11 protein-coding genes are annotated in these 11237 nt (G+C 72.9%); 7 read left to right on the top strand and 4 right to left on the bottom strand.

Annotated features, from left to right (window positions below):
* The first annotated feature begins 34 nt into the window (after nucleotides 1-34).
* The 3 genes from ACFY8W_RS05660 to ACFY8W_RS05650 are packed head-to-tail and all read left to right on the top strand — an operon-like array spanning nucleotide 35 to nucleotide 3005.
* Entirely contained in the window at nucleotides 35-1294 is a 1260-nt protein-coding gene (locus ACFY8W_RS05660) for an extracellular solute-binding protein (RefSeq protein WP_391100629.1), read from the top strand.
* The gene (locus ACFY8W_RS05655) at nucleotides 1291-2166 is read left to right on the top strand and encodes an ABC transporter permease subunit (protein WP_391100626.1); all 876 of its coding nucleotides are present in this window, start codon (nucleotides 1291-1293) and stop codon (nucleotides 2164-2166) included. Before ACFY8W_RS05660 ends, ACFY8W_RS05655 begins: the two co-directional genes overlap by 4 nt.
* On the top strand, nucleotides 2163-3005 hold the full coding sequence (locus tag ACFY8W_RS05650; protein WP_391100624.1) for an ABC transporter permease subunit: 843 nt from the start codon (nucleotides 2163-2165) through the stop codon (nucleotides 3003-3005). The genes ACFY8W_RS05655 and ACFY8W_RS05650 overlap by 4 nt, the downstream gene beginning before the upstream one ends.
* 58 nt (nucleotides 3006-3063) lie before the next feature.
* Here the strand turns inward: ACFY8W_RS05650 and ACFY8W_RS05645 are convergent, their stop codons facing one another.
* Nucleotides 3064-3849 carry a DeoR family transcriptional regulator gene (locus tag ACFY8W_RS05645; RefSeq protein WP_391100622.1) on the bottom strand — a complete coding sequence of 262 codons (786 nt, stop codon included), beginning with the start codon at nucleotides 3847-3849 and terminating at the stop codon, nucleotides 3064-3066.
* 177 nt (nucleotides 3850-4026) lie between these two features.
* Between ACFY8W_RS05645 and ACFY8W_RS05640 the strand changes: the two genes are divergently transcribed.
* The 4 genes from ACFY8W_RS05640 to ACFY8W_RS05625 are packed head-to-tail and all read left to right on the top strand — an operon-like array spanning nucleotide 4027 to nucleotide 7671.
* Nucleotides 4027-4905: an SIS domain-containing protein gene (locus tag ACFY8W_RS05640; RefSeq protein ID WP_391100620.1), complete on the top strand. Its 879-nt coding sequence runs from the start codon at nucleotides 4027-4029 to the stop codon at nucleotides 4903-4905.
* The gene (locus tag ACFY8W_RS05635; RefSeq protein ID WP_391101734.1) at nucleotides 4899-5825 is read left to right on the top strand and encodes an ROK family protein; all 927 of its coding nucleotides are present in this window, start codon (nucleotides 4899-4901) and stop codon (nucleotides 5823-5825) included. Before ACFY8W_RS05640 ends, ACFY8W_RS05635 begins: the two co-directional genes overlap by 7 nt.
* Nucleotides 5822-6820, top strand: a complete 999-nt coding sequence (locus ACFY8W_RS05630; RefSeq protein ID WP_391100618.1) for a hexose kinase — start codon at nucleotides 5822-5824, stop codon at nucleotides 6818-6820. Before ACFY8W_RS05635 ends, ACFY8W_RS05630 begins: the two co-directional genes overlap by 4 nt.
* Nucleotides 6808-7671 carry a ketose-bisphosphate aldolase gene (locus ACFY8W_RS05625; protein WP_391100616.1) on the top strand — a complete coding sequence of 288 codons (864 nt, stop codon included), beginning with the start codon at nucleotides 6808-6810 and terminating at the stop codon, nucleotides 7669-7671. Before ACFY8W_RS05630 ends, ACFY8W_RS05625 begins: the two co-directional genes overlap by 13 nt.
* Before the next feature lie 63 nt (nucleotides 7672-7734).
* Here ACFY8W_RS05625 and ACFY8W_RS05620 read toward each other — a convergent pair whose 3' ends face one another.
* Genes ACFY8W_RS05620 through ACFY8W_RS05610 form a run of 3 tightly spaced genes read right to left on the bottom strand, consistent with a single transcriptional unit; the run spans nucleotide 7735 to nucleotide 11046 of the window.
* On the bottom strand, nucleotides 7735-8505 hold the full coding sequence (locus ACFY8W_RS05620; RefSeq protein WP_391100613.1) for an SDR family oxidoreductase: 771 nt from the start codon (nucleotides 8503-8505) through the stop codon (nucleotides 7735-7737).
* Nucleotides 8498-9781: an MFS transporter gene (locus ACFY8W_RS05615; protein WP_391100611.1), complete on the bottom strand. Its 1284-nt coding sequence runs from the start codon at nucleotides 9779-9781 to the stop codon at nucleotides 8498-8500. Before ACFY8W_RS05615 ends, ACFY8W_RS05620 begins: the two co-directional genes overlap by 8 nt.
* Nucleotides 9778-11046 carry an ATP-grasp domain-containing protein gene (locus ACFY8W_RS05610; RefSeq protein ID WP_391100608.1) on the bottom strand — a complete coding sequence of 423 codons (1269 nt, stop codon included), beginning with the start codon at nucleotides 11044-11046 and terminating at the stop codon, nucleotides 9778-9780. Before ACFY8W_RS05610 ends, ACFY8W_RS05615 begins: the two co-directional genes overlap by 4 nt.
* Nucleotides 11047-11237: the final 191 nt, after the last annotated feature.

Here is an 11237-nt window from a genome sequence, read left to right as displayed (position 1 = left end):
AGTCGCTCTCTTCTTGCGTAAGGCGGTAGTTGCCATGAAGCGACGTCTCCTCGCCCTGTCCGCGGCCGGTCTCACCGGTGCGCTCGTCCTCTCGCTCGCGGCGTGCGGGGGCGGCGGGTCCGGAGCCCCGGCGGACGGGGTCACCACCATCAGGTTCGTCGCGGCGGACTACGGTTCCAACGGCGACAACCCGAGCCAGGCGTACTGGCGGGACGTCATCGAGGCGTTCGAGCGGAGCAACCCGAAGATCAAGGTCGACCTCCAGGTGATCAACTGGAACGACATCGACGCCCAGGTCAGGACGATGGTCCAGAACGGCCACCAGCCCGACGTCCTCCAGACCGGCGGTTACGCCGACTACGCGAAGAGCGGACTGCTCTACTCCGTGCCCGAGGTGCTCTCGTCCGCGACCGAGGCCGACCTCGTCCCGGCGATGGCCGACGCCGGCAGCCAGGACGGCACCCGCTACGGCATCCCGTTCGTGTCCAGCGCCCGGATGTTCCTGATCAACAACGAGCTGTTCCGCAAGGCCGGCCTCGACCCGAAGAAGCCGCCGAAGACCTGGGCCGAGGTCACCGCCGCCGCCACCGCGCTGAAGAAGGCGGGAGTGGAGGTGCCCCTCGGCATCCCGCTCGGCAAGGAGGAGGCCCAGGCCGAGGCGTTCATCTGGATGATGGGCAACAAGGGCGGATACCAGGACCCCGGCGGCGCGTACGCGATCGACTCCGCTGCCAACGTGGAGACCTTCACCCAGCTCAAGAGCTGGGTCGACGCGGGCCTGACCGAGAAGAGCCCCGCCGCCGTCAACCGCACCGACCTGACCAAGACCTTCGCCTCGGGCAAGGTCGGCATGCTCAACGGCTTCCCGGGACAGCTCGCCGAGCTCAGGGGCATGGACGTCAGCTGGACGGCGATGCCCGGCAAGGACGCGCAGAGCCCCGGCACCCTCGGTGTCGCCGACTGGGTGATGGCGTTCAAGAAGGGCGGCCACAAGAAGGAGGTGAAGGCGTTCCTGGACTTCGCCTACCGGAAGGAGAACACCGTCCGGTTCGCCACGACGTACCGCCTTATGCCCGTGACCGGTTCCGCGCTCGCCGCGCTCCGCGACGACCCGGCGCAGAAGGAGCTTGCGCCCTTCCTCGACATCCTGCCGAGCGCGACCTTCTACCCGCTCGGCGACCCCACCTGGCCCGGAGTCTCCGCCCAGATCAAGACCCGGATCGGCGGCGCGGTGAACGAGCCGGAGAAGACCCTCGGCGCGCTCCAGCAGGCCGCCCGGCAGGCGAAGCGATGACGTCCCGGCGGCACCTCGGCGCCCTGCCGTGGATATCCCCGGCCGTGCTCCTCATCCTGGCCGTGGTCGTCTGGCCGGTCGTCGAGATGGTCCGCACCTCGCTGCGGAGGATCGACACGTCCGGCGCCGACCTCGGTCCGGCCGGGCTCGACAAGTACCGCAAGCTGTTCGCCGATCCGCGGCTGCCCGACGTCCTGACCTGGACGGCCGTGTGGACGGTCGTCGTGGTCGGTCTCACCATGGTCCTCTCGCTCGGTCTCGCGCAGCTGTTCGACCAGCGCTTCCCCGGCCGGAGGATCACCCGCTGGGCGCTCGTGGCGCCCTGGGCGGCCTCGGTCCTGATGACCGCGATCGGCTTCCGCTGGATGCTCGACCAGGTCGCGGGCGTCCTCAACCGGCTCCTGCTCGACCTCGGCGTGATCGACTCGGCCGAGGCCTGGACCGGGGACGCCGCCCACGCCAGGCCCTGGCTGGTGTTCGTCGCCGTCTTCGTGTCCCTCCCGTTCACCACGTACACCCTCCTCGCCGGACTCCAGACCGTCCCGGCGGAGGTGTACGAGGCGGCCCGCGTCGACGGCGCCTCCCGGCTCCGGACGTACCTGCGGATCACGCTGCCGCTGCTGCGGCCGGCGTTCCTCGTGGCCCTCGTGATCAACCTGATCAACGTCTTCAACTCGTTCCCCGTGATCTGGGGCATGACCCAGGGCGGTCCCGACGCCGACACCGCCACCACCACGGTGTTCATGTACATGCTGCGCGCCGACGACGTCGCCGAGTCGGCGGCCCTGTCGGTGGTCAACTTCGCGGCCGTCATCGCCATGGTCCTGGTCTTCCTCAGGGTCAGCGGCTGGAAGGAGGAGGCGGGCCGATGAACACCGCACCCACCGCGCGGCCGCGGCCGCGCACCACGACCGTCCTGCTCACCGTCACCGCGTGGGGACTGGCCGCGCTCTTCCTCCTGCCGTACGCCGAGATGATCGTCACGGCCGGGCGTCCCGCCGGCGAGCTGCGGGACAACGGCTATCTGCCGTCCCGCTTCGACTGGTCCGCCTTCACCCGGGTGTGGACCGACACCACGCTCGGCCAGAACCTCGCCAACACCCTGTTGGTCGCGGGCGGTTCGACGCTCCTCGTGCTGCTCGTCGCGCTGCCGGCCGCGTACTACACGGCACGGGTGCGCTTCCGGGGGCGCAGGGCCTTCCTCCTCCTGGTCCTGGTCACGCAGATGTTCCAGCCGACGGCCCTCCAGGTGGGCCTCTACCGGGAGTTCCACGCCCTCGGCCTGCTCGACACGGTGACCGTCCTGATGGTCGCGAACGCGGCGTTCAACCTGGCGTTCGCGGTGTGGATCATCAGCGCCTACATCGGCTCGATCCCGGTGGAGCTGGAGGAGGCCGCGATGGTGGACGGCTGCGGCCGGGCCCGGGCACTGTTCCGGGTGACCCTGCCGCTCGCCGTGCCGGGCATCGTCACGGCGGTGATCTTCACCTTCATCGCGGCGTGGAACGAGTTCGTCATGGGCCTGACGCTGACCACCTCGCCCGAGCGGCAGCCGCTGACCGTCGGCATCAACAACATGATCGGCGCCTACAGCGTGCAGTGGAACCAGGTCTTCGCGGCGTCGCTCGTCGCGATCGTCCCGGTCGTGATCCTGTTCGCGGTCATCGAGCGCCATGTGGTCTCGGGACTCACGGCCGGCTCGGTGAAGTGACGCCCGGGGGAGCTCCGGACGGGCACCGGGCCCGTCCGGCGGACCGTGGCCGGGGCCCTTACACGCAGTGGACGTCGACGCCCTGGCCCGTCAGCTGCTCCACGAACTCGTCCGGTGCGTCGTGGTCGGTGACGAGGACGTCGATCTCGGTGATCGTGCAGACCCGGGCGAAGGCCCGCCGGCCGAGCTTGGTGGAGTCGGCGACCACGACCACCCGGTCGGCGCGCTCGGCCATGGCCCGGTTGGCGCTGGCCTCGCCCTCGTCGTGGGTGGACGCGCCGAAGCCGGGGTCGACGGCGTTGACGCCGAGGATCGCGTAGTCCAGCGACAGGCCCTGGAGGACGGCGGCGGCGAGCGGACCGGTCAGCTCGTACGACTGCGGGCGGGCGACGCCGCCGGTCACGACGGTCTTCACGTACGGCCGGACGGCCAGCTCGTTGGCGATGTTCACCGCGTTGGTGACGATCGTCAGCGCGGTGCCCGCCGCGTGCTCCGCGAGGTCCGGGCGGGTGGCCAGCTCGCGGGCCACCTCCGAGGTCGTGGTGCCGCCGTTCAGCCCGACGACCGCGCCCGGCGGGACGAGCGCGGCGGCGGCGCGGGCGATGCGCTGCTTCTCGTCCGCCTTGCGGGCGGTCTTGTAGCGCAGCGGCAGGTCGTACGTGACGCCGCTGAGCACCGCGCCGCCGCGGGTCCGGGTCAGGAGCTGCTGGCGGGCCAGCTCCTCCAGGTCCCGGCGGACCGTGGCCGGGGAGACGTCGAGCAGCGCGGCCGCCTCGCCCACCTCGATGCTGCCCCGCTCGCTCAGGGCGTCGAGGAGCCGCGTCCACCGCTCGTGCGTCCCCATCACCGTTCTCCTCGCTCGTCCCGGCCTGCCTGCTTCGGGTGCCGAGCGTAACCCGCCCTGCGCACGTGCTGCGCGCACGTGCACATACTTGCGCAGTGCTGCTCGTTAGGCCTATAAAAACTCCATCTTCAATCATCGAGTCGGCGTGAGTCGACCGTGAACCATCCGGGAGTCCCCGTGAGCCATGTCGAAGCGGAAATCGCCAGCCAGCCCGCGTGCTGGCGTCGGGCGCTGGAAACCGGCCCGGCCGGGCTGCCGAAGGACGGCGAACGCATAGCCGTCATCGGCTGCGGCACCTCGCTCCACATCGCCCAGGCCTACGCGGAGCTGCGCGAATCCGCCGGCCTCGGCGAGACCGACGCCTTCGCCGCCTCCGCGTACCCGCTGACCCGCCGTTACGACCGCGTCCTCGCGATCACCCGCTCCGGCACCACCACCGAAGTGCTCGACGCGCTGCGCCGCCTGACGGCCGGCGGCACCCCGACCGTCGCGCTCACCGGCGACCTCGACACGCCCGTCCGCGATGCCGCGGACGTCGTCGTCGACCTCTCGTTCGCCGACGAACGGTCCGTCGTGCAGACCCGGTTCGCCACCACGGCCCTCGTGCTGCTGCGCGCCGGCCTCGGGTCCGTCCCGCAGGACCTGCCCGAGCAGGCCGAGCGCGCCGTGCTCGCCCCGCTCCCCGAAGAGGCGGTGACCGCCGGGCAGTTCACCTTCCTCGGCACCGGCTGGACCGTCGGCCTCGCCCACGAGGCCGCGCTCAAGCTGCGCGAGGCGTCCGGTGCCTGGACGGAGTCCTACGCGGCCATGGAGTACCGGCACGGCCCCATCAGCATCGCGGGGCCCGGGCGCGCCGTCTGGTTCTTCGGCGCGCCGCCGGCCGGCCTCCTCGACGAGGTGCGCTCGACCGGCGCGTACGCCGCCGTCTCCCCGGGCGACCCGCTCGCCGACCTGGTCCGCGCCCAGCGCCTCGCGGTCGCCCTCGCCGAACGCCGGGGCCTCGACCCGGACCGGCCCCGCAACCTCACCCGCTCCGTCGTCCTGCCCGGATCATGACCGTCATCGCCCTGGACGTCGGAGGCACCTTCATCAAGGGCGCCGTCCTCGCCGGGGACGGCACGCCGATCCACGCCGAACGCTGGTACACGCGGGCGGACCGTGGCCCGGACGCCGTCCTGGAGACCGTGCTCGCACGCGCCGCCGAACTGGCCGAGCGCTTCCCCGCCGCCGAGGCCGCCGGCGTCGTCGTACCCGGCATCGTGGACGAGGACGACGGCGTGTCCGTCCTCGCCGCCAACCTCGGCTGGCGCGGCGTGCCCGTACGGAACTGGCTGGCCGAACACCTCGGCCTGCCCGTCGCGTTCGGCCACGACGTCCGGGCCGGCGGCCTCGCGGAGGCCCGCGCGGGCGCCGGGCGGGACTGCGCCGACTTCCTCTTCGTCCCGGTCGGCACCGGGATCGCCGCCGCGGTGTTCACCGGAGGCTCCGCCCGCGCCCTGACGGGGCGTCACGGCCGGGCCGGCGAACTGGGGCACGTCGTGGTGCGACCCGGGGGAGAGCGCTGCCGGTGCGGCGCGCGGGGCTGCCTGGAGACCGTGGCGTCCGCCTCGGCCGTCGCCCGCCGCTACGCACGCGCCACCCGCCGGCACGGCGTCACCGCCCGTGACGTGCAGTGCCGCGCCCAGGCCGGCGACGAGGTGGCCGCGTCCATCTGGTCCGACGCGATGGAGGCGCTCGCCGACGCGCTGACCACCGCGATCACCCTCTACGACCCGGATCGCGTCGTCATCGGCGGCGGTCTCTCCCGGGCCGGCGAGGCCTGCCTCGCACCCCTGCGCGCCGCACTCGCGGAACGCCTCACCTTCCAGGCCGTGCCCCGGGTCGTCGAGGCCCGCCTCGGGGACCGGGCCGGCTGCATGGGCGCGGCGTTCCTCGCCCGGGACCTCCTGGTCCGGCCGGAAGCGGTGTCGCCGTGATCCTCACCGTCACGCTCAACGCCGCCCTCGACATCACCCACCACGTCGACCGGCTCCGTCCCCACGCCGCCCACCGCGTCCACGGCGTGGCCGCCCGCGCGGGCGGCAAGGGCGTCAACGTCTCCCGCGTCCTGCACGCCCTCGGCCGTCCCACCCTCGTCACGGGCCTCGCCGGCGGTGCGACGGGAGCCGCGGTCCGCCGCGAACTCCACCGGGCCGGCCTCGCGGAGGAGCTGATCCCCGTCGTCGGCGAGACCCGCCGCACGGTCGCCGTCGTGGACGCCTCCACCGGCGACACCACGACCCTGCTGGAACCGGGACCCGTGGTCCTCCCCGAGGAGTGGTCCCTCTTCCGCGACGCCTTCGGCGCGCTGCTCGCCCGCGCCACCGTCGTCGTCCTCTCCGGCAGCCTGCCACCCGGCCTGCCGGACGACGCCTACGCGGTCCTCGTCCGGGCCGCCCGCGAACGGGGAGTCCCGGCCCTCCTCGACACCAGCGGCCCGGCGCTGCTCGCCGCCCTGCCGGCCGGCCCGGCCCTGGTGAAACCGAACGCCGACGAACTCGCCGAGGTCGCCGCACGGTTCGCGGCCGCGGCGGGCGCCGGCCCGGACCCCGGCCCCGACGGCCCCCACCGCGCCGCCCTCCCCGCGGCCGAGGCCCTGCTCTCCGCCGGAGCCGAGGCCGTCGTCGCCTCGCTCGGGGCGGCGGGCATGGTCGCCGTCACCGCCGAAGGTGCCTGGCGGGCGCGTCCTCCCGAGCGGCTGCGCGGCAACCCGACCGGTGCCGGGGACGCCGCCGTCGCCGCGCTGGCCGTCGGGCTCGCGGCCCGCGACCCCTGGCCCCTACGCCTCGCCGAGGCGGTGGCGCTGTCGGCCGCCGCCGTGGCGGCCCCGCTCGCGGGCTCCTTCGAGCCCGACGTCCACCACCGGCTGCGCCACCTCGTGGACGTCGCACCCCTGCCCCGTACTCCAGGAGACACACCATGCCCCTCGTAGGGACGGCCGACGTCGTCAACCCCGCCGTCCGCGCCGGAAGCGGCGTCGGAGCCTTCAACGTCATCCAGCTCGAACACGCCGAGGCCATCGTGGCGGGCGCGGAGGCGGCCGGCGCCCCCGTGATCCTCCAGATCAGCCAGAACGCCGTCCGCTACCACGGCGCCCTCGCTCCGATAGGCGCGGCGACCCTGGCCGTCGCCCGCGCCGCCGCCGTCCCGGTGGCCGTCCACCTCGACCACGCCACCTCGCCCGAACTCGTCGACGAGGCAGTCGCGTTGGGCTTCACCTCCGTCATGTACGACGCTTCGACCCTGCCGTACGAGGAGAACGTCCGCGCCACCGCCGCCGTACGGGCCCGTTGCCACGCCGCCGGGGTCTGGGTGGAGGCGGAGCTGGGCGAGGTCGGCGGCAAGGACGGCGTGCACGCGCCGGGGGCCCGTACCGACCCGGGGGAGGCGGCGGCCTTCGTCGCCGCCACGGGCGTGGACGCCCTCGCGGTGGCCGTGGGCACCTCGCACGCCATGCTCACCCGGGACGCCGCCCTGGACTTCGACCTCATCGCGGCCCTGCGCGCGGGCGTCCCCGTGCCGCTGGTGCTGCACGGTTCGTCGGGCGTCGCCGACCGCGATCTCGCCACCGCCGTCGAGCACGGCATGACCAAGGTCAACATCGCCACCCACCTGAACCGGGTGTTCACGACGGCGGCGCGCGCAGCCCTCGCCGCGGACCGCACGGCGGTCGACACCCGCGGCTACCTGGGTGCCGGGCGCGCGGCCGTGGCCGAGGAGGTCACCCGTCTGCTCGGCGTCCTCGGAGCCCGGGCCGTACGGGCGGCGGCGGCCGGCCGCTGAGGACGGAACGGGCGCGGCGGGTTCCCCGGTGCTCGTGACCGGAGAACCCGCCGCGCCGTTCCGTCAGTACTTGCCGCCCTTGTCGGTCGGCGGACGCAGGCGCAGGCCGTGCATGCCGCTGTCCACGGACAGCACCGTGCCCACCGTGGACCCCGACAGCGGGCTGGCCAGGTACGCGATCGCGTTCGCGACCTCGTCGGCCGTCACCACGCGGCCCATCGGCTGGAACTCGTTGAGCGCGGCCCGGGCCGCGTCCGGGTCGGGCATGCGGTCGATCAGCCGGTCCACCCACGGCGTGTCCGCCGTGCCGGGAGCGACGCAGTTGACCCGGATGCCCTCGCGGACGTGGTCCGCCGCCATCGCCAGCGTCAGCGCGTGCACCGCGCCCTTGCTGGCCGAGTACAGCACCCGCTGCTCCACGCCGGCCCACGCGACGATGGAGCAGGTGTTGACGATGGCCGCGGCCGGCGAGCGCCGCAGGTGCGGCACCGCGTGCCGGGCCACCCGCACCATGCCGACCACGTTGACGTCGAGGACGCGCAGCCACTCCTCGTCGCTGTTCACGGTGACGTCGCCGACCGCGCTGATGCCGGCGTTGTTCACCACCACGTCCAGCCTGCCGAACCGCTCGACCACGGCGTCCACGGCGGACCTGACCTGGGCGTCGTCGGTCACATCGACGGCTATGCCCATGATGTCGTCCGGCAGCCCGTCGGGCTTGAGATCGAGCGCGGCGACCTTGGCTCCCCTGCCGGTCAGCAGTTTCGCCGTGGCCAGGCCGATTCCCGACGCGCCGCCGGTCACGATCGCGACGAGTCCTGCGAAGTCACTCACGAGTTCTCTCCTGTCCATCCGTTACGGAACATCGGGAATCCGCTTCCTTCACCGCCGGCGCCGCGCCGCGGCGCGGCAGACAGAGCTGCGCGGCCAGCAGCCCGGCCAGGCCGACCAGGGTCCACAGGCCCCACGGGCTGACCGCGTACAGGGCCCCGCCGATCAGCGGCCCCGCGCCCGTGCCGATCGTGTACGCGACGCCGTACAGGCCCTGGTAGCGGCCGACCAGGTGCGGCGGAGCCATGCTCCCCAGGTAGGCCTGCGAGACGGAGGTGGAGATCATCTCGCCGAGTGACCACAGCACCACCGTCGCGGCCAGCATGACCATGCTGTCCATGAACCCGGTCAGCGCGAGCCCGACGCCGATGACCAGGTTGCCGACGGCCAGGACGTACTCGAGCCGGTAACGGGAGACCCAGCCGGTGATGGGCAGTTCGAGGGCCAGCACCAGCAGACCGTTGAGCCCGATGAGGAGACCGAAGTCGCGCTCGCTCAGACCCACGTCGTTGACGTGCAGGGGCAGGGCGACGCTCGACTGGATGTAGACGAACTCGGCCACCAGGATCATCACCAGGAACCGCACCAGCGCGCGGTCGGCCAGTGCCTGCCGGTAGCCGGCCGCCCGGTCCGCCTTCGCCTCCGCGTCCTCCCGCTCCGCGGCGGACTTGGGCCCGTCCCGCAGCAGCAGCGCCATGACCACGCCGAACAGCAGGCACGCCACGGCGTTGCCCAGGAACAGCTCGACGTACGAGGTGGCGGCGAGGACACCGCCGATGACGCCGCCGAGCGCGGAGCCGACGTTCATCGCGAACCGGAACACCCCGAAGGCCGCGAGCCGCTCCTGGTTGCTCGACACCGCGTCGATCAGCACCGCTGCCGCGGCCGGCCGGTAGATCTGCGAGGTCACGCCGATCAGCCCGACGACGACGATGATGACCGGCAGTGCTTCGAGGTACGGCACCACGGCCGTGAGTCCGGCGGTGGTCACCGCGGAGAGCACGATGGTCCAGCGCCGTCCGAGCCGGTCGGCGAGGTAGCCGCCGACGGCGTTGCCGAGCACCTTGCCCAGACCGGACACGCCCAGGACGAGGCCCGCGGCTCCGGCGGAGTAGCCCCGCTCGGTCAGGTAGAGCACGATGAACACCGGCAGGAAGTTGCCGACCTGGTTGACCAGGATGCCGAGACTGATGATCCACACCCGGGCGGGCAAGGTGCGTAACGCGTCGCGGAACCGGGGTTCCGCGACGCGTGACTTGTCCGGCGGTGCGGTGCTCACGCGACGGGCTCGGTGCGGACGTGGACCGCCGCGGCGAGACGCTTGCTGTGGGCGATCGCCTCGGTGGCGTCGGCGCCGCGGGCGATGACGTAGCCGCCGATGTCCTCGTTCCAGGTCAGCGGGTTCACCACGTCGCCGGGCTTGACCTTCACGTGGAGGTCGACGAACGCCGGGTCCGCGCGCACGGCGTCGACGCCGTTCACCTCCACGACCCGGCCGGGCTCCGGCGTCAGGGCCTGGAGGGCCACGCCGCCCAGCGGCTCCGGCGACCCGGTCAGCGGCTCCACCAGGCCGAACCGCACGCCCAGGGTGTAGCGCTCCATGTCGACGCCGGAGGAGACCTCGACCATCTCGTTGACCCCGTAGCCGCCGATGCGGTTGTGCGACTCGATGATCCGCGGGCCGCGCGAGGTCAGCCGGATCTCGGTGTGGCTGGGACCGTTGCGCAGTCCCATCGCGTCGAGGAAGTCGGCGACCAGCTGCCTGACCTCGGCCAGCGTCTCCTCGGGGTGCCGGCTGGGCTGCGAGAGCCCGAGCTCGACGAAGCCGGAACCGCCGCCGAACGCCGCCTTGTCGGTCACGGCGCAGACCACGTGCCGGCCGTCGAAGCTCAGCGTCTCGACGCTGATCTCGGGGCCGTCGAGGTACTCCTCCATCAGGAACTCGTCGAAGGAGTCGGCGCTGAACAGGTCGCCGACGGCCCACTGTTCGTCGTCGAGCGAGCGGTAGCGCCCGGCGACGGCCTCCACGTCGGCCTCGTCGTTCACGCGGAACACGCCCACGCTGCCCGACTCGCGGATCGGCTTGACGATGATCGGGAGCCCGTGCGCCTTGACGAAGTCCCGCACGTCCTGGGCGGACCGGCCGACCGCGGACGCCATCGGGCTGATGCCCTTCTCGGCGAGCCGCTGCCGCATCCGCCACTTGTCCAGGAGGAGTTCCACGGTCTCGACGGACTCGCCGTTCAGGCCGAGCGCCTCGTTGATCCTCGCCGCCGGCAGCAGCCCGAGCTCGAACAGCGCCACGGCCGACTGGAACGGGTACACCTCGTGTAACGCCCGGGCCAGCGGCAGGAAGCGGTCCATGTCGCCGTAGTCGAGCAGCAGCGCCTGGTCGACGTGCGGCCAGTGGTCGCGGTCGTACGCGTCCGGGTACTGGGCGTGGACCACGTCGAGGCCGAGCTCGCGGGCCTTGCGCACAAGCTTGAGCTTGCCGCCGACGACCAGGACGCGAGGCCGTCCGGTGGGTTCGACATCGATGGACAATGCGGCTCCTTCTCTCGCGTGCCGACCCGCGGGATCGCCGGGAGTCGGAAATGGCGTCACGGCGCTGGAAGGATCAGCTCGGCACGTCCGCGCGGTGCGCCGCACGGAGGGTCAGCGGCCTCGTGTCCGTCCACGTGCGGTCGAGACGGTGGGACTTGCGGCACGGGATGCCCGACGGTGGTCCGGCCGAC

Origin of the sequence: Streptomyces sp. NPDC012637 (assembly GCF_042954805.1) — a bacterium.
Classification (GTDB): domain Bacteria; phylum Actinomycetota; class Actinomycetes; order Streptomycetales; family Streptomycetaceae; genus Streptomyces.
Note: the sequence above shows the minus strand (reverse complement) of the source record. Positions and strands in the feature narration are given on the sequence as shown.